This is a genomic window from Pseudomonas gingeri (genome assembly GCF_013386165.1).
In the GTDB taxonomy this organism is placed as follows: domain Bacteria; phylum Pseudomonadota; class Gammaproteobacteria; order Pseudomonadales; family Pseudomonadaceae; genus Aquipseudomonas; species Aquipseudomonas gingeri_C.
Genome location: NZ_JACAOS010000022.1, coordinates 411,305 through 431,959 on the forward strand (window position 1 = coordinate 411,305; position 20,655 = coordinate 431,959).

Consider the following 20,655-nt stretch of genomic DNA (forward strand, 5'->3'; position numbering starts at 1 on the left):
AACGGCTCCTGAACAGGGTCGGGTAGGGAGGGTTTTCTGGAAAAAAGGCGGGTTCTTTCTGAATGTCACGATGGTGGCACAATAATGTTTCAGCCCGCAGGGGGGAGCGATTGAATTAACTAATCAGACCGATAGTTTTTCGGTCGAAGGGCGGCCCAGCGCCGCAAGCGGGCGCTTGCAGGCACCAGATTGGCGCAACGGCTGCACCTGTCTCGCGCCTTGGCGCTACCAAACGACCCCTTCTCTGACCCCTCAATGGGGCTTCAGTGGGATTTCGAATCTCAAAAGAGACGGCGATGGCCTTGCTCGGAAAATAAGCGTCTACGCTGAGCGAGCATGGGAATGAACAATTTGCACAAGCAGATGTATCCATTTTCAGTGGTTTAGTAGCGCCAATCGAAAAGCCTCCTCACAGCACTGCCCCTTCAAGATCGGACCGTCGCGTACGAACAGGACGGCTCATGATTTTTCTGGCGCGTATTTTGCTGATGCGTGTCTATCAGGTTTGCGGTTGTGGCCAATATCGCACGTACATGTATTCAAAATAACGCCAATCAGAATGCGAAAAATCATGGGAGTTACCCCAATGTCTATCGATGCACATCAGGTCCCGGTGGTTGTCATCACCGGTGCCCACGCTCAGCTCTACAACCAGGATCTCGCCCCCACATCGCAGCAGGGACGTACCTGGGGGACATTCAGCCTGTTCTCGATGTGGATGTCCGACGTTCACTCGGTCGGCGGCTATACCTTTGCCGCCAGCCTGTTCTTTCTCGGGCTGAAGGGCTGGCAGGTGCTGCTCTCGATGATTGTCGGGATCACCCTCGTCTACTTCCTGATGAACCTGATCGGCAGGCCATCGCAAAAGTACGGCATCCCCTTTCCGGTGGTCGCGCGCATGTCCTTCGGCGTCATGGGCGCCAACCTCGCGGCGATAGTGCGTGGGGTCGTGGGCATCGTCTGGTATGGCGTGCAGACCTATTTCGCTTCCAAGGCCGTGCAGGTGCTGGTGATTGCGGTGCTGCCTTCAGCGGCGGATCTCACCCACAACAGCCTGCTGGGGCTTTCCACCCTGGGCTGGATCAGCTTCGCCTTCATGTGGTTCTTCCAGCTGGTGATCTTCCTGGCCGGGATGGAGACGATTCGCAAATTCATCGATTTCTGCGGCCCGGTGGTCTATCTGGTCATGTTCGCGCTGGCCGGCTGGATGATCTCGAAGACCGGCCTGGACAGCTTCTCGATGCAGTTTTCCGACAAACACTTCACGGGGCTGGAGTCGATCGGCCTGATGGCCAGCGCCGCGATGCTGATCGTCGCCTACTTCGCCGCACTGCTGCTGAACTTCGGCGACTTCTCTCGGTTCGCCAAGAGTGAAGCGGTGATGAAGAAGGGCAACTTCTGGGGCCTGCCGGTGAACTTCATCGTCTTTGCGATCATCACGGTGATTGTGACCGGCGGTTCGATGAAGGTGTTTGGCGAGGCGATCATGGACCCGGTGCTGATTGTCGAGAAAATCAACAATCCACTGGTCTCGATCATCGGCGCGATCACCTTCATCGTTGCGACCATGGGCATCAATATCGTCGCGAACTTTGTCTCGCCGGCCTATGACATCGCCAATCTGGCGCCGCAGAAAATCAACTTCAGACTGGGTGGCTTGATCACCTCGATCCTGTCGGTGCTGGTCTGCCCTTGGCTGTTCGTATCGAGCCCCCAGGCGATCACGATCTTTGTGAGTATCTTCGGGGCGGTGCTGGGGCCGATGTTCGGCATCATGGTCGCCGACTATTACGTGGTGAAGCGCCAGGTCATCAAGCTGGAGGATCTGTACACGCTGTCGCCTCAGGGCTCGCTGTATTTCGAGGGCGGCTGGAACACCAAGGCCTTGTTCGCGCTGATCGTTTCGGGAAGCCTGTCGATCGGCTTGGCACTGTTGGGCGCCTTCGGCTTGATCTTCAATGTCGGTGACTGGGGCTGGCTGATCGGTGCCGGCAGTGGCGCGATTGTCTATGTGCTGGCCAATCGGCGGGGGACGGCCGTTTCCGCGCTCGGCGAAACCGTCTAGAGGGGCTATGGCGGCTGAGTGAAACGAGGGGACAGGGTCATCCGTCGTTTCACCCGCGGCCAGTTGCGGCGTCGTGGAATCAGGCGAAGACGAAGTACTTGCGCACGGTTTCCACCACTTCCCAGGTGCCTTTCATCCCGGGCTCGATCACGAAGATATCGCCGGCACGCAGGTGGATCGGCGCCAGGCCTTCCGGGGTGATGATGCAGTAGCCTTCCTGGAAGTGGCAGTACTCCCACTTCACGTACTCGACGTACCATTTGCCCGGGGTGCAGATCCAGGTGCCCATGATCTTGCTGCCGTCTTCGCTGGTGTAGGCGTTGAGGTTGACGGTGTGCGGGTCGCCCGCCAGTTTTTCCCATTTGCAGGCATCGAGGACCGGCAATGGGTGAGTGTCGCGCAGAACGGTGATCGGTGGATTGGACATGCTGGACTCCGGGCGCAGGTGCTTGAGGAAGCCTGCACCCTAGCGGTCGCCGGCACCGGGCAGTTGTCCAGGGTCGACATCGACCTGCCCATGAGCGCATAACGCTTCGAGCAAAGCCTGGCCATAGCCCGGCAGGTGCTCGAATGATCGGGCGCAGAGCAGCAGCTTGCGCCGGGCCCAAGGCTCGGGCAGTGGGCGGCTGATAAAGGGCGCGCTGCCCGGCCAGCGATCCAGGGTCGCCTGGGGCACGATGCCGGGGCCCGCGCCGCGGGCGACCATACGCAACACGCCGTCAAACCCGTCGGCCCGCACCCGCAGGGACAGGCGCATGCCCAGATGCAGGGCCTGCTCTTCCAGATATGCCGCCAGGGCGCTGCCGGCGGGCAGGCCGACCTGTTCGTGGTGCAGGGTGTCGCTGAAGCGCAAGTGCGTTTGTTGCGCCAAAGGGTGGTCCCGGGGGATCGCCACCACCAGCGGATCGTCGCAAAAGGGCCGGGTCTGCAAGTCCTGGGTATCCACTGCGTCGGAGACAATACCGATATCCGCCGCGCCCTGGCGGATGGCGTGGACGATGCGCTGGCTGGGCAGTTCCTGCAGGTCAAGGTCGATATGCGGGTGAGTGCGCAGGAAGTCGGCGAGCCGTTCTGGCAGGTATTCGCTGACGGCGGCGCTGTTGCCCAGCAGGCGGACCTGGCCTTTCACGCCACGGGCGTACTCGGCCAGGTCCTGGCGCAGCCGTTCGGCCTGTTGCAGCATCAGCCGGGCATGCTGGGCCAGGGCCTTGCCGGCGGGCGTGGGGGTGACGCCACGGCGACCGCGCTGAAAAAACGGCATGCCGAAGGAGGCTTCCAGGGCGCGTATCCGTGCACTGGCGGCGGGCAGGGACAAGTGACTGCGCGCGGCCCCGGCGGTGATATTGCCCGCGTCGAGGATGTTCAGGTACAGCCGAAGGTCGATCAGGTCGAAGTGCATGCTAAGCCTCTCTCTTTACAAGAGGCTAGCTCAATGCATGACAGATTTTCAAACCCGCGGACCGGGTCCAGTCTATGGGCATGAATACATTCCTCGCGTTTTACCAAACCCTCGGCCTGAGCCTTTCGTTACTGGTGCTGGGCACCTTTCTGATGGCCGGCATGGTCAAGGGGGTGATCGGCCTCGGGCTGCCGACGGTGGCCATGGGTCTGCTCGGTCTGGCTATGCTTCCGGCGCAGGCAGCGGCCCTGCTGATCATCCCGGCGACCCTGACCAATGTCTGGCAGCTGGCGGCGGGCGGACATCTGTCGACGCTGCTCCGACGGTTATGGCCGATGCTGCTGACGATCTTTCTCGGTACGGGGGCCGGTACGCTGTGGTTGGGCGGGATGGACGGTGGTCACGGGGTGGTGCGGGCGTTGGGTGCCGCGCTGCTGCTCTACGCCTTGAGTGGTCTGTTGCTACCACCGCTGCGGGTTGGCACTCGAATGGAACGTTGGTTGGGCCCGGCGTGCGGGCTTGTCACGGGCATCATCACCTCGGCCACCGGCGTGTTCGTGATTCCCGCCGTGCCTTACCTGCAAGCGTTGGGTTTGAACAAGGATGAACTGGTGCAGGCGCTGGGTCTGTCGTTCACCGTCTCGACCCTGGCGCTGGCACTCGGTCTGTTCTGGCGTGGGGCGCTGGGCGACGGTGCTCTCGGCGCCTCATTGCTGGCCCTGGTGCCCGCCATCGTCGGCATGTTGCTGGGGCAATGGTTGCGTCAGCGGGTCAGTGCCGTGTTGTTCAAACGGGTGTTCTTTATCGGTATGGGCTTGCTGGGTGGGCATCTGCTGATCGGCGGTTGATGGCCTGAAGTGACCGGGGAGGAGGGCTCCAACCCCGGTCTTCTTTTATCAGTCGCGGGGATAGCTGTGCAGCGGCGTGGTATCGCCAGGCGGCCACATCGAGCTTTCAGAGCCCGACTGGTAGAAGGTCACCGTCATGCTCCGGCGGGAGATTCTTTGCTCCGGGATAACGGGCGAGACCGCGTGCCAGGAGTTGTTCGAACGTACCAGCACCGCGGAGTTGCCCACCAACGGCTCGACCAGTGCGGCCACCTCGGCGGGGTCCTTGCTGCGCAGGATGTTCAGGCAGCCGCCATGGGCACGGTCCCAGGACTCGTTGAAATAGAGAATATGCGTGACCCGTTTGTCCGGGAGGTCCGGGTGGGCGCCCAGGCTGGCCCCCGGGCCGTAGTGAAAGACGTTCACTTCCATCGGTGCGTGTCGCAGGTCCTGGTCGGTCAGGGCGCTCAGGGCCTCGCGATAGGCGGCACTGCACAGATCCCGGGCAAGCCGGCGCCAGACATCGCTCAGGTCCGCTTCGTAGGCAATCGTCTCGCTGCCCATGGGTAACAGGGCACGAGCCTCGTAGTCATAATTCTTTTCGCCGCCATAGCCCGTCACGGTCTTGAAATGATCGTGGGGATAGGTCGCCGCCAGGGCGGCCGCGTCTTGCGCCGAATACAGGTTGCTGATCTCGGCCCATGAATACGGGTCGTTCTTGAGTGCGCCGTGTTTGAGCGCCGACAGGTTGAGGATGGGCTGCATTTATCGCTCTCTCAATTTTCTGAAACCACGCCCCAGTGAGCGCAAAGGCGCCGTGAGTTTGAAGCTGTTGGAGTTTTGCAACGTTGCCAGTTGTTCGTTCAACTGGAAGATCTGTTTCTGCCGGGCGTTGAGCTCGATATTCATATAGTCGAGCGTAGGGGTTGGCTCGACGACTGCCAAAGACCGCGGGGCACCGTTTTCAAGCAAGGTCGGCAGGTGTTGCCAGAAACGATTGAGGGCGCGGTGAGCCGAGGTCTTCCCCTGGACGATGATGGCCGCGACCTGGTCCCAATAGGCGGCCAGTTCCACCCGGGTGGCTTTTAACTGCGCGGACGGCTGGGTTTTGCCGATCCGTGAGGTGAACCACTGTTCTGTCAGCTCTTGCGCTTCTGGAAGGGCATGCATCTGCCCCATTTCGGCCAGCGCTGTGTATTTTCCGGTGCTCAGGTCCGCGGTGGAAAACACCGGCACGCCAAACACCAGGGCGCTGATGGACAGGTGATAGCTGTGACCGATGACCGCCTGGGCGTTGCCGAGGATTTCCGCCAGCAGCAACGGCGCCGGCCAGAACGGCAGGGTGATGGCCTCGGGTATCCGCTCCGTCACCACCATATGATGGTCGCCCAGTACCGGGCCGATCGGAAGGACCAGCAGGCGGTAACCGGCCAGCGCTTGCGGGTGTCGCTCGAACAGCTGCAAAAATGGCTCAACCACGTGAATCGGCTGGATGACGATATACGGCACATCGAGCCCGAACGTCTCGCGAAGTTTGCTAAAGGCCGGGCTGGGGTGCTGTTCGTCGATCAGGTCAGGCAGGTTGAAGGCTGTATCGGGCAGCACTTGGATGTCAGTGTTCGGGCTGAGTGCGCTCAGGCTTTCGCGTGAAGGTTCATCCCTGACCCGCACGCATTGGCTGTGCTCCAGCGCGAGCTTGAGCAGGGGCGTGCTCCACTCGGGAATATCATTGCAATGCATGCCCGGGGCGTTCCAGACCACTGGAGTGCCATGTTGCTGGGCAATCAGCGCCGGCGATAGCCAGTAACCCGTGGGGTGATGGATGTCCGCGGTGGTGGGGCCATAGCCATGGGCGACGACTTTGTCGAAGCGAATGATGAACCCCCCGCCGATCAGGACGCCGTCGAGTTGCTCGGCTAACGCCGGCAGCTCGGTTAGCGAAGTCACGCTGTAGGGCCACTCGGCCTGGGTTTTCGCATTGTAGGAAAAACGATGGAGTTGAACCGAGCCAAGGCGTTTGCTCAGCTCGGCCTCGGCGAGGATGGGGAACAGCAGGTCACCATAGTTCTCGACATCGAAGGTTCCGAAGATCCCTACGTGCCAGGTACGTGCCGTCACTTGCATGGCGTGGCTCCGTTATTGGATGGAAGGGTTGCACGGGCCGATACGTCGACGGCGTGGATGCCGAGGTCGACAATCCCAAGAAAGTCTTCGGCATTGGGCAGCATCTCGAACGCCAGCGGGGCGACTTGTTTTTCGATCAGTTGCGAGGTGTGTTCGACCAGCCCATCCATCAGCTTGAGGGTGACATGGTAACGACCGGCCGCCAGTTTCGCCTTGAAGGTGACGGTGATGGACGCGTGGTGCCAACCCTCCTGCGCAGGCTCTACGGACAACGCCAGGTTGGCGCCGCCGATAACCAGCAGGTGGGCTTCTTGAAGGGTGAAGCTGATTGACGGTTGGCGGATGGACGTCTGGATCCGCGCCTGGACGTGGATTTCGACGTTTTCGCCGTACAGGTAGGAGGAGGTCAGCGCTTGCGTATTGGTGAACACCGCGCTGCTGATATGCCCCTCCGGCGTACCGAAGGCGATACCGTCCCGGGTGTCGAGGAATGACTTGCGCGTCACGGCGATATCGCCTCCGGAGGCCCAGCGTCGCTGTTCATCACGCATATCGAGCAGGTACAGCTCGGCCATGTCCTCGGGGCTGCCGCTGGCAACCAGTTGGCCTTGGCGCAGGTAGATCACCCGATGGCAAAAGCGTTTGACCAGGCTCATGTCGTGGGACACGAACAGCAGCGTGGTGCCACTTTTCGTCAGGGTCTCCAGGCGGTTCAGGCACTTGAACTGGAAGGCCGCGTCGCCCACGGAAAGTGCTTCGTCGACGATCAGGATGTCCGGCTCCACACACACCGACACCGCAAAGGCCAACCGCACGAGCATGCCACTGGAGTAGGTTTTGGTCGGCTGATCGATAAAGTCGCCGATATTGGCGAACGCCTCGATTTCCTCGAAGCGGGTGTCGACCTCTTCCGGGGTCAAACCCAGGACTGCGGCGTTCAGGTAGACGTTTTCTCGACCGCTGAATTCCGGATTGAAACCCGAGCCCAGCTCCAGCAGGGCGGCTATCCGACCCTGGATCTGAAGTTTGCCCTGGGTCGGCATCAAGGTTCCGCAGATCAACTGCAAGAGCGTGGATTTTCCGCTGCCGTTACGGCCGATGATGCCGACGGTTTCGCCTCGGCGAATTTGCAGGGACAAGGCCTTGAGTGCCCAGAACTCACGATAGAATCGCTTGCGGTTGCGCAGCAGCATTTGCAGCAGGCGATCTTTGGGCGCGTCGTAGATCTGATAGCACTTGCTCAGGTCTTGGACATCAATGGCGAAATCAAGCGACATGGGTAAGTCCGTTACGCATTAATACAAGCATCCTTAAAGCACTCGCCTTGTATGCATTCCCTCACCATCGAAAGATCGGGGAAGCTGAACTGTCTTTTCTGTAGGCATAATAAGTAGGAGTTTTCTCTGATCTGAGAGAGAGCCCTGCCCGCCTTCTGTAGTGTGATTCTTGTGTGGCTGAGAGTAATTGATAATCGTGGTTTCCGGAATAAGGAATTATTCCTGGGCGTGAAACAGCATGTCTTGAGGGGGCGAGATGCCGGTAAATAGGGACGGATGTCGGGATATTGGCGTCAAAGCGGGAATAAATGGGGCAGGTTAGTTCTGGGATGACATACCCGGGGCGAGCAATACCCAAGTAATAATTGTGTTTGGATTAATACATTTCAGACAAGATTAAAGTGGCCGGGGAATACGGCGACTGTCGAGCGAGTTTTCCATGAGGGACACCAGTGAAAGCCAGATCCGATGAATTGCAGGTCTTCGTCTGCGTGATCGAGTGCGGCTCGATTTCCGCGGCGGCCGAACAGGTCGGCCAGACGCCTTCGGCGGTCAGCCGGAGTCTGTCGCGGCTCGAGGACAAGTTGGAAACCACCTTGATCAATCGCACTACGCGGCGCATGGATTTGACGGAGGAGGGCAAGTTCTTCTTTGAGCGAGCCAAGCAGATCCTGGCGCAGATGGATGAGCTGGAAGAGCGCCTGTCGTTGCGTCAGCAGAGGCCGGCCGGGCGCCTGCGGATCAATGCTGCGTCGCCTTTCATGTTGCATGCGGTGGTGCCTTATATCGCGGAGTTTCGTCTCCGCTATCCGGATATCCAACTGGAACTCAACAGCAACGATCTGATCATCGACCTGCTGGAGCAAAGCACCGATATCGCCATTCGCATCGGCAACCTGGCGGACTCGACCCTGCATGCGCGCTCCCTGGGCAGCAGCCCGCTGAATATCCTGGCCAGCCCCGCGTACCTGGAAAAGCATGGAATGCCGGCCAGCGTCAGCGAGCTGGCCGAACATACGCTGCTCGGGTTTACCCAGACCGAAAGTCTGAATCACTGGCCGTTGCGGCATGCCCAGGGTGATCGCTGGCAGATCCAGCCGGGGATCAGCGCCTCCAGCGGCGAGACCTTGCGGCAGTTGGCGCTGGAGGGGCAGGGCATTGTCTGTCTGTCGCATTTCATGACCCATCAGGATATTCAGGCCGGGCGTCTGCAGGTGATTCTGCCCGAGGCCAATAGCGGCTATCGCCAGCCGATTCACGCGGTGTACTACCGCAACTCGCAACTGGCGTTGCGGATTCAATGTTTTCTCGATTTTATTCAGGACAAGCTGGCGGGTTATGCCGTGTAGGCGCCTACAGGGGTTGTGCAGGGTCAGGCTTTTCAGTGGATTCGTGATCTCTGCGCAAGGGTGAATTGGGTCATATGGGCTTATTCGGCACGGATAAGTCTTCGATACTGGACCCATCACTGACCCTTGCACGGAGTTTTTCCATGAGCGTTTTCATCACCGGCGCTGCCGGTTTTATCGGCGGTTCCATCGCCACCGGCCTGGTCAAGGCCGGTCATCAGGTCACGGGCCTGGTGCGCAGCGCCGAGCAGGCTGAAGAAATGCGCCGGCTGGGCATTACCCCGGTGATCGGCACCCTGGATGACAGCCTCTTGCTCGCCGAGCAGGCGCGTCAGGCCGACGCGGTGATCAACGCCGCCAGCAGCGACCATCGTGGTGCGGTCGAAGCCTTGCTCGGTGCCCTGCGTGGTTCCGACAAGGTGTTCCTGCACACCAGCGGTTCGAGCATCGTCGGCGACGCCTCTGGTGGCCTGGCCAGCGACAGCATCTACTACGAAGACCAACTGCCCGAGCCCACCGTCGACAAGGCTGCGCGCGTGGCTATCGATAACCTGGTCCTTGGCGCAGCGGCCTTCGGCGTGCGCTCGGCGGTGCTCTGCAACACACTGATCTATGGCCACAGCCAAGGCGTGAACCGCGACAGCGTGCAATTGCCGCGGCTGCTCAAGCAGGCCCGCAAGAGTGGTGTGGTACGCCATGTCGGCACGGGCGGGAATATCTGGTCCAACGTGCATATCGATGACGTGGTGGCGTTGTACCTGCTGGCTCTGACCAAGACCCCGGCGGGCGCTTTCTACTTCGTGGAAAGTGGCGAGGCCGCGTTCGTCGAAATGACCCGCGCCATGGCCCGGGCCCTGAACCTGGGCGAACCGCAGGACTGGCCGCTGGCCGACGCTGAAGCCGAATGGGGCTATGAAATGGCCAACTATGGCCTGGGTTCCAACAGTCGGGTACGTGGCAAGAAAGCCCGTGAGCTGCTGGGCTGGGCGCCCAAGCGTACGTCGGTGACCGAGTGGATTCTCAACGAGATGGTGTAACCCGACAGCGGGTTGATCGCTCCGGGCTTGGGCGGCCCATCAGGCGGTGGATCGACCTGCTTGCCTGCACGTCCAGAGGCTTTACGACGCAGTTTTTGCGAGCCACTTCGCGCTTTTTGCAGTAGTGGCACGTGGCTATTAAAGAATCGGCTTTCCAGGCCGAAGCGCTTTGATCCAGGCAGCCAGGAAGACCCGTCATGAGCTTCGGTAAAACCACTCCCATCCTGCGGATCCTCGAGGAGGGCAAGGCGTTGGCGTTCTACGTTGATTTCCTTGGATTCCGCATTGATTGGCAGCACCGTTTCGAGCCCGGGTTTCCGTTGTACCTGCAAGTGTCCCGGGGGGATTGCGTGCTGCATCTGAGCGAGCACGCTGGCGATGCCGCAGTGGGTGCGGCGCTGCGGATTGAAACGGACGAACTGGAAGCTTTCAGGGGGCAGTTGCTGGAGAAGGCAACCGGCGAAGTACCGCTGGAGATTCAGGCGATGCCCTGGGGCAGCCTGGATATGACCCTGCATGACCCGTTCGGCAATCGGCTGGTGTTTACCAACGCGATTTGCGCCTGACGACGTCCGCCGGTTCCACAGATTCCCTTCTGTGGGGCTTGGCGAGACCGGGGATCAGACCCGGAAGTGGCTCACCATCATCTGCAACTGATTGCCCAAGCGGGCCAGTTCGACGCTGGACGCCGCGGTTTCGTCGCTGGCGGCGGCGGTCTGTTCGGACACGTCACGCACATTGACGATACTGCGGCTGATTTCCTCGGCCACCGCGCTCTGTTGTTCGGCGGCCGCGGCGATCTGCTGGTTCATCGACTGGATGTTCGACACCGTGCGGGTGATGTTTTCCAGTGAGGTGCCGGCCTTGCGGGTCAAGGCGACGCTGCTGTCGGTCAAGGTGCGGCTGTTGTTCATCACATTCGCCACTTGTTGGGTACCGTTCTGCAAGGCCGCCACCAGGCCCTCGATCTCCTCGGTGGATTTCTGGGTGCGCTGGGCCAGGCCGCGGACTTCGTCGGCGACCACGGCAAACCCGCGACCGGCTTCACCGGCCCGGGCCGCCTCGATGGCGGCGTTGAGGGCCAGCAGGTTGGTCTGTTCGGCCACGGCCTTGATCACGTCCATGACGGCACCGATCTTGTCGCTTTCCTTTTGCAGCACGGTCATGGCTTCGGTCGAACGCCCGACCTCGCTGGCCAGGCGTTCGATCTGGGCGATGGCCTCGCCGACCACCTTGTCACCTTCGCGGGCTTCGCCGTCCGCCGCCGCAGCGGCCAGGGACGCTTGCTCGGCATTGCGCGCAACTTCCTGAACGGTGGCGGTCATTTCGTGCATCGCCGTGGCGACCTGGTCGGTTTCGATTTTCTGGCTGTTGACCCCGGCGCTGGTCTGTTCGGTGACGGCCGACAGTTCCTCGGCGGCGCTGGCGATCTGGGTGACACCGTCGCGGATACCGCTGATCAGGTCCCGCAGGGTGCTGCCCATTCGCTGGATGCCTTGTTGCAACACACCCAGTTCGTCACGGCGGGTCACCACCAGGTTATGGGTCAGGTCACCGGCGGCAATGCGCTCGACCACGGCCAGGGTGTCGCGGAGCGGGCGGGTGATCTGCCGGGTGATGACCACGGCGGCGAAGAGGCCGACCAGCAACGCCAGCAGTGTACTGCCCAGTTGGAAGGTTCGGGCCTGGGCGCTTTCGATGTCACGGCGGTCCAGTTGAATCTGATACAGCGCTTCGCTGCGCGATACGATGTCGTTGCCCTGGTCGGTCATTTCCTTGCGCGCCTGCACGGCGGCGGCGTTGGCGGTCTTGTAGGCCTGCAAGGCGGTGCGGTAGTTGCCCAGTGCCGTTTCGAGTTGGGTCACGGCGGCCTGTTCGGCGCTGCTGAAGGCTTGCTCCAGGGCCTTGAGCCCGTCGATCGCTTCGTTCAGCTGATTGAAGGCTTTCTGCTCGGTGTCCGGATTGCTGTTGGCGGCATAACCCCGCACTTCATAGCGGGTCAGCTGGAACTGTTCCTTGGCCCGGGTGATGGCCTGGAAGCGTTCGAAGCGACCCTCTTCGCCAGGCTGCATGTGCAGCACCTGGTCGTTGATGGTGGTGATCAGCTTGCTGACGGTGTCGGCGTTGTCGCTCATGGTCTGGCGCGAGCCGTTGCTCGTGCGATAGGCATCGCGCATCTTGTTCAGCGATTGCTGGTATTGCGTGATGATGTCGGCCTGCTCTTTGAGCAGTTTGAGGTTTTCCGGACTTTTGAAACTGCCGATCAGCTTCTGTTGTTGGTCGATGAACGCTTGCAGGTTGACCTGTACGTTCTGCGCGGCGGTTTCGTCGCCGTTGGTCAGCATGTATTGCAGGCGCGCGACGCGCAGTTTGGTCAGCGAGGCATTGAGCTGGGTGATGTCGCTCATCCAGTTGCTGCGGTCGATCAGGCCGCCCAGGCTGTTCCAGCCAGTCAGCGCGAGGATGGTGGTCAGGAGCAGCACCAAGCCGAAACCCAGGCCCAGTTTCAGGTTGACGCTGATATTGCCAAACCAGCTATTCATCAAATTCCTCCAGGAACGTTGTGTTGCGTGCTATCGGGTGGCTGGAAGGTGTTGTTTTTGGAGCCAGCTGAATTTATTGGTAGAGCTTGTATCGGCGGTAACACAAATAGCTGAAAGCTTTTTGTCATGCGGCATGTTTCAGGACATCCCCGTGACGAGGATAGTGTTATTTGTTTGCGAAACCGATTTTCCAGGCAAAAAAACCGGCGCCTCAAAGGCGCCGGCTCTATTACGGGGGGGCCCAGCAGGGTGATTTACTGCCCGTAGAAGTGATAGAGGCGCTTGCCGCCGATGGTGATGCTGCTCAACACCTTGATCGGCGCTGGCGGCGTCGGCACGTTCACCCCCTGGTTGACGATGACCACGTGATCCGGCGAGGCGGCCAGGAAGGCGTTCAACTCGGCCTCGGTCATCAGCACCTGCTGCTGGCGTTGGGTATAGAACACAGTGGAGGCCAATCGCTCTTCCGGATAGAACAGCGCGACCTGCTTGCCCTGGGCCTGCAGTTCGATGATCCGGTCGGTCAGCGGCTTGAAGGATTCCTTGGCATCGGAGCGCGACTCCAGCGCCGCCGCCACCAGGTAGCCGACGACCACCAACGCCATCAGCCCCATTGCCAGGGGGCGGTGATGTTTTACCAACGTGGCGCTGAAGGGCGAGGTGGCCGAGCGCCGGCGCAGCCACTCGAGGATCACTGCGGCGTATTCGGCGGCGATGATGGCGGCGGCGGGGGCCATGGATACCAGGTAGACCATGCGCTTGCTGGAGGCCAGGGTCAGCAGGGTGAACTGGGCCAGGATCCAGACGGTGGCGAGCAGCAGGTGACGATTGTCCACCAGGCGCTTGCGCAGGTTCCACAGGCCCAGGTACACCAGCAGGTTCCAGGGCAGGAAGGCTTGCGGCAGCTTGGCCAGGTAGTAATGGAAGGGTTCATAGTGCCCGGCAGCGGTGAAGGAACCGCTGAAGCGACCGACGCTGTTGGCCCACAGCACTTCACCGACGGCGTGCAAGCCACCGCGCTGGTAGAGCAGGACCAGCCAGATCAGCAGGGGAATCAAGCCGAGCACAGTGAACAGCGCCGGACGTAGCCAATCGCCGAAGGTCAAGCGCTTGTCGATCAGGCTTTGACTCACCAGGTAGACGAAAATCACGATGCCCGGCAGGGCGAGGCCCAGTACGCCCTTGCTCAGGGTCGAGATCGCGATGCCGAGGATGAATACCGCCCAGGCGCCCAGGCTCGGTTTACCTTGCGCACGTTGTTCGGTGGCGCGGTAGAAGGCCAGCAACGCCAGGCACACACCGAGGCTGAGCAGGGCGTCTTCGCCGACCTGTCGTGCATTACCCAGGTAGCTGGCCATGGTGGCGAGCATCGCGGCAGCGGTCCAGGCCAGTACGGTCGGACGACCGATCTTGCGCAGGAACGCGAAGAGCGCGAGCACCGTGAACAGGCCGGCGAAAGCCGAGGCGAGGCGCACGGCCAGGGTCGTGCCGCCAAACAGCTGGATGGCGCCGGCATCGAGCCAGAGGCTCAGCGGTGGTTTCTCCAGAAAGGGTTCGCCCAGCAGGTGCGGGGTGACCCAATCCTGGGTCAGGTGCATTTCCATCGCGATCCCGGCTACCCGGGACTCGGTGGAACCTTGCAACTCGTGGTTACCCAGTCCGAAAAAGAACAGTAAGCCGCCCAGCAGAAGCAGGAGCAGGAAGGGGCGTGTCATTCGCATAGTGATACCGAAAGAGAGGGTGCGGGTTGCAAGTTAGTGTGTTGATGGGCGAAGTATACGGGGCGACTTCTCAACAGAATGTGAAGAGACCCCGTGATCGGTTCAGTCGCCCAGGGCCTCGCCTTCACGCCGAGGGTCGGCGCCGCCGGCCCATGACGACTGACCCTTGGCGTCACGCACGCGCATGATCGCCTGGGTGCCGCTGGTCATCTCCATCTCGCTGACCGTATGGCCCTTGTCCTGCAACGCCTTGACCAGTTGTGCAGAGAACAGGCCTTGCTCCAGTTCGGTAGGGCCATTACGGCTGCCGAAGTTCGGCAGGTTGATGGCTGACTGCGGATCGAGTTTCCAGTCCAGCAAACCGACCAGGGTCTTGGAGACGTACTCGATGATCTGCGAGCCACCGGGTGAGCCGACGGTGCCGAGGAACTCTCCGTTCGCCCGGTCGAACACCAGGGTCGGTGCCATGGCCGAGCGTGGACGTTTGCCCGGTTCGACGCGGTTGGCCACCGGCTTGCCGTTTTCGCTCGGGATAAAGGAGAAGTCGGTCAACTGGTTGTTGAGGATAAAACCTTCGACCATCAGGTGCGAACCGAACGAGCTTTCCACTGTGGTGGTCATCGACACGGCGCCGCCCTGGTCGTCCACGGCGACGATCTGTGAGGTTGAAATGCGCATCGGCGAGCGGTCCGGGGCCAGGGCCACCTGGATGCCGGCCGGGACCCCAGGTTCGGCTTGGCCAAGGCTGCGTTCTCTGATCAGCCGGGCGCGGCTGGCAAGGTAGCCGGGATCGATCAGCCCGGCGATCGGCACCGGGATGAAATCACTGTCGGCGACATACAGGCCGCGGTCGGCATAGGTCAGGCGGTCGGCTTCGGCGATCAGGTGCACGGCTTCCGGGCGCGGTTCGAGACCGGCGGGGCTCGCGGTTTTCACCGGCTCGAGGGCTGACAGCGACCAGCGTTTGTCCCGCGCCTCCAGGGCCTGCAAGGTGCCGAAGATCTGCGCGATGGCAATCCCGCCGGAGGACGGCGGAGGCATGCCGCAGAGCTGCCATTGCTTGTAGTCGGAGCACAGCGGTGTGCGTTCCTTGGCCTGATAACCTTGCAGGTCGGCCAACGAGAGGGTGCCGGGGTTGGCGCTGCCATTGACCGCGGCGACGATCTCCTCGGCGATGACCCCCTTGTAGAGGGCATCCGTGCCTTCGCTGGCAATACGTTTGAGCACGGCGGCCAGTTGCGGATTTTTCAGCGTCGTACCGACGGCTTTTGGACTGCCATCAGCATTCAGGAAGTAGGCGGCCATGGCGGGCGAGTGGGGCAGGAACGGACTGGCGACGATCTGCTTGTGCAGGCGCGGCGAAATCGGGAAGCCCTGTTCGGCCAGGCGGATGGCCGGTTCGAAGAGCTTCGCCCAGGGCAGGCGGCCCTGGCTGCGATGGGCCAGTTCGAGGGCACGCATCACCCCGGGTATGCCGACTGAACGCCCGCCGATCTGTGCCTGGGTGAAGGCCATCGGTGTGCCGTCAGGGTTGAGGAAGAGTCGCTCGGTGGCGCCCGCCGGTGCGGTTTCACGCCCGTCGTAGGCGTGCACTTTTTTGCCGTCCCAGACCATGATGAAGGCGCCGCCGCCGATGCCTGTGGCTTGCGGCTCCACCAGGGTCAGTACGGCTTGCATGGCAATCGCGGCATCCACGGCAGAGCCGCCCTGGCGCAGGATCTCGCGCCCGGCCTCGGCCGCCAGCGGGTTGGCCGCCGCCGCCATGTGGTGGGCCGCCTGTTGCGTGAGCATGCTGGTGCGATAGCCCGTGCCGATTTCCGGTGCGCCGGGCAGGTTGGTGTCGGCGGAGGAAAACGGCACCTGGCCGAGGCTGAGCGCCAGGCTGAGGGTCAGGGCGCGAAGAGAGAAATGCCGCGATGGAAAACGAGAGTGCACTGTGTAGGCTCCTGCCTTGAACTTGCCCGGCACTATAGTCCGGGCACCCGGGCGGGAACAATTGCCGATCTGTCAGGACTGAAGCTTGCGCGAGGTCTATCGGCGTTTCGGCAACCAGGACGAGTGTTTGTCAGGAAGAGCTGCTCAATACTCCTGGATCCAGCGCACTTTCGTCGAGGCCGGGACCGCCGAGCTTCCGCTTCCCGTGCCGGTGGGGGTAGTGGTGACGGTCTGGTCGGCGGTGACGCTCGACACATCGATGGAGATGCCGCCTTGGGAAATGGTGGTCGCGCTGGTGCCGTTGTTGCCGGTGGACAGAGCGCCCTTGATATAGGTGGTGGCCCCCGAGGTACTGACCAGGCCGCCGAGGATGACGTTGCCGTAGAGGGTCCAGCCGCTGGTGCTCAGCCCGGTGTTGGCTTCAATGGCGATGTTGCCGATGGGCAAGCCGCTGTGGACAACGTTGGACGAGTCGGTCCAGGTGGTCAGTCCCGGTGGGGTGGCGGTTTTGTTGCACAGGTTGGTCGGGTAGAAGGAGCCGGTGCACAGGTTGGTGTAGCCGGAGAAGTTCGGCGAATACAGGGGCACCGAGCTGTTGCTGGTCAGGGTGACGCTGCCGGTGGTGAGCACGGTATTGGTCAGTCGGCTCAGGCTCTGCACACCGTCGAGGGTGACGTTGCCCTGGAACCACAGCACACCCGGCGGCATGGCTTTGATGCCGGTGAAGGTCCAGCCGCTGGTGGGGGTCGCGCTGTTGCCGCAACTGTTATTGCCATAGTTGCAGCTCAGGAAGTTGGCCCCCAGCAGGGTGCGCATGTCGGTGGTCGCCAGGTTGTAGGGGCCCGTCGATACCGCCGTGCCTGCGGCGGTGTTGACGTTCTGGATCTTCAGCATCGGCGTGGTCCCGGAAAAATAGAACACGTAGTTGGCCTGACTTTGCAGCGGCGTGACGTCTATCGCGGTGGCGGTGATATTGCAGTACGGCACGCCGGGCAGGCCGGGCGAGGCGGTGGCGACGTTCTGCGTCAGGTTCGCCAGCGGAGTGCCGGTGTAGGTCGTGCCATTCTGGTTGAGCAGCGTCCCCGCGATCTGGCTGGCGGTGGTGAACGACGGCGTGTTGTATTGCGTGACGCTCAAGGTGCCGCCGCCCTGGAACTGACCCACCGTTGCGGTGAGGATCGAGACGTTGTTGTTGGCCTTGAGCACGTTGTAGGTGGCGCTGTAGCCGGTCAGCGCGAGGAGGTTGCCCCACAAGCTGCCAACGGTGCCGGTGAGAAAATTGACGCCGCCGCCGTACACCGCGTTGTAGGTCAGCGAGATCGTGGCGGGCAGGGTGCCGGTCCCGGAGATCAACTGTGCGCCGGCCGTGGTGGTGATGACCCCGGCGGATTGAGTGACCTTGGTCAGGTCCAGGGTGTAGACCGTGCCATTGGTGAGGGTGATCAGTGCGGTGCCGGTGTTGGCGGCGGTGATCGAGTTGTCGGCGTTTTTTATGCCGCCGAACAGGCCGGTGCCGATGGTCGAGCCGGCCGATATGACGTTGGCCGTGAAAGCTCCGGCGGTGATCGCCGCGTAACTGCCGCCGGACTGGGTGATGTTGATGGTTTTGGCGCCGACGGTGAGGTTGACCGGCGGGCTGCTGGAGCTCATCGAGAAGGTGCCCTCGGTGTTGAGGGTCGCGTTGCTCGCGATACCGCCACCACTGAGGTTGATACCGCCCTTGGCGCAACCGGAGACATAGGCCGTCGAACCGTTGGAAATGGTCAGCACGCCGGTCACGGCGATGTTCGCCAGGGTCGTGCCGTTGGTGACCGACAGGCTGCCGCCGGTGTAGTTGAAGTCGCCGTTGAACTGCAACGCCGGTGGCAGGTTGCCGCTGGCCGGTGCGCTTGCGGCAGTGGCCGGCGTCAGCAGGTAGACCACTTGCAGGGTGTTGGTCGCCAGGGTGTTGGTGGCTGTAATGGTGGCGGTGACCAGGGTGCTGCTACCGCTGGCGACCTTGGAGATGATCTGCGCCGTGAGCCCGCTGGCGCTGATGGGCAGGTTGCCCACGGTGACATTGGCCAGGGTGCTGTCCAGCAGCAACTGCCCCTGCAAGTACAGGCGCACCCATTCCACGCCGCTCCAGACCCGCGACTCCGCCGGCGAGCTGGCGTGTGCCGCCAGTTGCTGCTGCTGGGCGCCGCGTACGCCATACATCATCCCCAGGGCGGTCACGGTCAGGGCCATGCCGACGAACAGGATCATCAGTGTGGCGGCCATGCCGCGTTGAGCGGTGCGCGTCGATAGGGTGAACGATGTGGCTCGCATCGGAGGCTCGGTCAGGAAGAGGGTTTTTCGAAATTGATCAGGCAGGCCGTTGCTTTGCTTTGGACGTAGGCGGGCTGCGGATTGGTACTGTTGGGGTCCAGCGTGCTGTTATTGGCGCTCAAGACGACTTGCAGGCGATAGGCCGTATTGGTGCTGTCGGTGTTGCGACCGTAGGGCCAACAGGTCGCAAAACCGACCGAGAACGGCGTGGTGCCCTGGCCGGCAGCGATCAGCGTGGTGCTGGTCCAGGTCGCGCTGCTCCATTGTGTTGCGGCCAGGGTACAACTGGTCCCGCCATTGATACTGATCAGGGCGCCGTTGATGACCAGCAGCCCGGCGCAACTGGCGGTGGCCGTGGCACTGGTCTGATAGGACCAGACAATCGCGTTGCCGGTGGTGCCGTTCGGTGCGGCGCTGGTCAGGGTCGGGAAATTGGTCTGCACGGTGGCGGTGCCGGCCAGGGTGCCATTGGTCAGGGTGGCGCCGGACAGCAGCACGAAATTATTGCCGATATCGGAGGTGGCCCGCACGGTGGCGCTGCCACTCCAGAACCCGCCATTCATCAGTTCTCGCTGAGCCGTCAGCAGGGCCGAGGCGATCTGGCCATCCTGGCTGGCGCTCTGGATCGATGTCACCGAGCTATAGATCAGATTTTTATACAGCGAGAGCATGGCCAGGATACTGAGCATGGAAATGACCGTGCCGACCATCATGCTGATCATCGTGAAACCACGTTGCGCGCGGCTCATGGCTCGTCTCCGACACGAATGATGCCGCCGAAAATCGCGGTGTCCTGGGTGCGGGTGGTCAGCACCACCGAGCTCAACGGCGTACCGCCGGTGATGAGGCTGGTGCCGACGGTGACGACCGGGGGGATGGTGCAGGTCGCCACGATCGGTTGGGTCGTGGTCTGGGTGGGGAGGGACACGACGAGCAGGGCGGCGTTGGTCGTGCACAACAGCGCACCGTTCTGCTCCAGCAGGCCGCGCATCTGGCTGACCACGATATTTTCCAGTTTCATGTCGCGCTGGCTCACCGCCACCCGCGACGCGACATAGGTGATCCCCAAACCGATGATCATCATCAGCAGGATGCCGACCAGCGACTCGATCAGGATGTCGCCGCGTTGTGGCTTCGGGGCCGATCTAGATGAGCGGGACATTGACTGCAATCTCGCTGCCGGCCGTGACTTGAACCGTGCCGGTGGTGCATGAACCGCTGCTGACCGCGAAACCTCGGTTGTTGAAGGCGATGCAGGCCAGGTTGACGTTGGCGACCTGGAGAACGGCGGCGGTCGGGAGCGGGGTACTCCAGAGGATCGGTGTGGTCACGGTACAGTCGATGGTCTGCCCGGGAGTGAGGCTCAATAACTTAAAGCTCTGGCCGGAGACACAGAGCACGGCGGCGGGTGCGCTACCCTGCACGGCGCCCTGGTTGCGCAGGGCGATCGACTTGGCGCGGCTTATCCCTTGTTTCAAGAGGCCGGCGGCATCGCGCTGATAAGCACTGTTGGTCCAGGACTGGGTCAAGGGCACACCCACGACCAGCAAAAGCGCGAAGACGGTAATCGTGATCATCAACTCGACCAGGGTGAAGCCACGGCTGTGCATTACAGCCAACTACTATAGGGACTGCAGGAAGCGAGACTGCGGTTATTACCCTGGTCCAGGGTAAGGGTGCAGCCGCTGACAGAGGCGCCGGTGCCCGTGGCGGTGACGGTGTAGGTCGTGGCGGTGGCGCTGATGGAATAGCTGAAGTTGCTGGCCTGGCTGGGTTGCCAGCCTGACGTCGGGCTGGTGCAGGGCGACGGGCTGCCGAGCAGCGCACATTGAATCTGGGTCACACCGCTGGCGGTTGAGACCGGGTACACCAATTGTTTCTGGTAATAGTTTTCCAGGTTGAGGCTCAGTGCGACCAGATCCGCCTCGGCTGACTTGAGGTTGCTCTTGATGACGTAGCTGTTATAGGCCGGAAGGGCGATGGCGGCGAGGATCGCGACGATGGCGACACTGATCATCAGTTCGATCAGGGTAAATCCCGATTGTGTTCTGGTGCTGTTCATAGGCAT

General features: G+C 61.8%; 18 protein-coding genes and 1 pseudogene. 5 read left to right on the forward strand and 14 right to left on the reverse strand.

Annotated elements, in window-relative coordinates; genetic code table 11:
* Positions 1–586 precede the first annotated feature (586 nt).
* The gene (locus HX866_RS29410) at positions 587–2,065 is read left to right on the forward strand and encodes an NCS1 family nucleobase:cation symporter-1 (protein WP_177090418.1); all 1,479 of its coding nucleotides are present in this window, start codon (positions 587–589) and stop codon (positions 2,063–2,065) included.
* A 79-nt stretch (positions 2,066–2,144) separates the two neighbouring features.
* On the opposite strand, the gene HX866_RS29415 is transcribed toward HX866_RS29410, so the two are convergent.
* The gene (locus tag HX866_RS29415; RefSeq protein ID WP_177090416.1) at positions 2,145–2,492 is read right to left on the reverse strand and encodes a cupin domain-containing protein; all 348 of its coding nucleotides are present in this window, start codon (positions 2,490–2,492) and stop codon (positions 2,145–2,147) included.
* Positions 2,493–2,531: 39 nt separating this feature from the next.
* The gene (locus tag HX866_RS29420) at positions 2,532–3,464 is read right to left on the reverse strand and encodes a LysR substrate-binding domain-containing protein (protein ID WP_177090413.1); all 933 of its coding nucleotides are present in this window, start codon (positions 3,462–3,464) and stop codon (positions 2,532–2,534) included.
* Positions 3,465–3,544: 80 nt separating this feature from the next.
* Between HX866_RS29420 and HX866_RS29425 the strand changes: the two genes are divergently transcribed.
* Positions 3,545–4,312 (forward strand): sulfite exporter TauE/SafE family protein, encoded by a 768-nt coding sequence (locus HX866_RS29425; RefSeq protein ID WP_177090411.1) that lies wholly within the window; start codon positions 3,545–3,547, stop codon positions 4,310–4,312.
* Positions 4,313–4,360: 48 nt separating this feature from the next.
* Here HX866_RS29425 and HX866_RS29430 read toward each other — a convergent pair whose 3' ends face one another.
* Genes HX866_RS29430 through HX866_RS29440 form a run of 3 tightly spaced genes read right to left on the reverse strand, consistent with a single transcriptional unit; the run spans position 4,361 to position 7,692 of the window.
* A complete protein-coding gene (locus HX866_RS29430) occupies positions 4,361–5,056 on the reverse strand; it encodes a 2OG-Fe(II) oxygenase (RefSeq protein WP_177090409.1) in 696 nt (231 codons plus the stop codon).
* Positions 5,057–6,415, reverse strand: coding sequence for a polysaccharide pyruvyl transferase family protein (locus HX866_RS29435; protein ID WP_177140959.1), 1,359 nt, complete (start codon positions 6,413–6,415; stop codon positions 5,057–5,059).
* Positions 6,406–7,692 carry an ABC transporter ATP-binding protein gene (locus tag HX866_RS29440; RefSeq protein ID WP_177140960.1) on the reverse strand — a complete coding sequence of 429 codons (1,287 nt, stop codon included), beginning with the start codon at positions 7,690–7,692 and terminating at the stop codon, positions 6,406–6,408. Before HX866_RS29440 ends, HX866_RS29435 begins: the two co-directional genes overlap by 10 nt.
* Positions 7,693–8,144: 452 nt before the next feature.
* Here HX866_RS29440 and HX866_RS29445 point away from each other — a divergent pair, with 452 nt between their 5' ends.
* From HX866_RS29445 to HX866_RS29455, 3 genes are all read left to right on the forward strand, one after another.
* A complete protein-coding gene (locus tag HX866_RS29445; protein WP_177140961.1) occupies positions 8,145–9,041 on the forward strand; it encodes a LysR substrate-binding domain-containing protein in 897 nt (298 codons plus the stop codon).
* Positions 9,042–9,184: 143 nt separating this feature from the next.
* Complete coding sequence (locus HX866_RS29450) at positions 9,185–10,078, forward strand: NAD-dependent epimerase/dehydratase family protein (protein ID WP_177090400.1); 894 nt, start codon at positions 9,185–9,187, stop codon at positions 10,076–10,078.
* Positions 10,079–10,275: 197 nt separating this feature from the next.
* A complete protein-coding gene (locus tag HX866_RS29455) occupies positions 10,276–10,644 on the forward strand; it encodes a glyoxalase superfamily protein (RefSeq protein WP_177090398.1) in 369 nt (122 codons plus the stop codon).
* 54 nt (positions 10,645–10,698) lie between these two features.
* On the opposite strand, the gene HX866_RS34930 is transcribed toward HX866_RS29455, so the two are convergent.
* The 9 genes and pseudogenes from HX866_RS34930 to HX866_RS29495 form a co-directional block, all read right to left on the reverse strand.
* Positions 10,699–11,562 (reverse strand): methyl-accepting chemotaxis protein, encoded by an 864-nt coding sequence (locus HX866_RS34930; protein WP_371319302.1) that lies wholly within the window; start codon positions 11,560–11,562, stop codon positions 10,699–10,701.
* A 39-nt stretch (positions 11,563–11,601) separates the two neighbouring features.
* A pseudogene (locus HX866_RS34935) lies at positions 11,602–12,486 on the reverse strand (methyl-accepting chemotaxis protein); the annotation flags it as partial.
* Between the two features lie 389 nt (positions 12,487–12,875).
* Positions 12,876–14,342 (reverse strand): ArnT family glycosyltransferase, encoded by a 1,467-nt coding sequence (locus tag HX866_RS29465; RefSeq protein WP_371316721.1) that lies wholly within the window; start codon positions 14,340–14,342, stop codon positions 12,876–12,878.
* A gap of 102 nt (positions 14,343–14,444) precedes the next feature.
* Entirely contained in the window at positions 14,445–16,277 is a 1,833-nt protein-coding gene (gene ggt / locus HX866_RS29470) for a gamma-glutamyltransferase (protein WP_177140962.1), read from the reverse strand.
* Positions 16,278–16,421: 144 nt separating this feature from the next.
* Positions 16,422–18,587, reverse strand: coding sequence for a hypothetical protein (locus tag HX866_RS29475; protein WP_177090390.1), 2,166 nt, complete (start codon positions 18,585–18,587; stop codon positions 16,422–16,424).
* Between the two features lie 11 nt (positions 18,588–18,598).
* Complete coding sequence (locus HX866_RS29480) at positions 18,599–19,336, reverse strand: PilW family protein (protein ID WP_177140963.1); 738 nt, start codon at positions 19,334–19,336, stop codon at positions 18,599–18,601.
* Positions 19,333–19,749 (reverse strand): hypothetical protein, encoded by a 417-nt coding sequence (locus tag HX866_RS29485; RefSeq protein WP_177140964.1) that lies wholly within the window; start codon positions 19,747–19,749, stop codon positions 19,333–19,335. Before HX866_RS29485 ends, HX866_RS29480 begins: the two co-directional genes overlap by 4 nt.
* Entirely contained in the window at positions 19,733–20,197 is a 465-nt protein-coding gene (locus HX866_RS29490) for a pilus assembly FimT family protein (protein ID WP_177090384.1), read from the reverse strand. Before HX866_RS29490 ends, HX866_RS29485 begins: the two co-directional genes overlap by 17 nt.
* Positions 20,197–20,655 carry a type IV pilin protein gene (locus tag HX866_RS29495; RefSeq protein ID WP_305729597.1) on the reverse strand — a complete coding sequence of 153 codons (459 nt, stop codon included), beginning with the start codon at positions 20,653–20,655 and terminating at the stop codon, positions 20,197–20,199. Before HX866_RS29495 ends, HX866_RS29490 begins: the two co-directional genes overlap by 1 nt.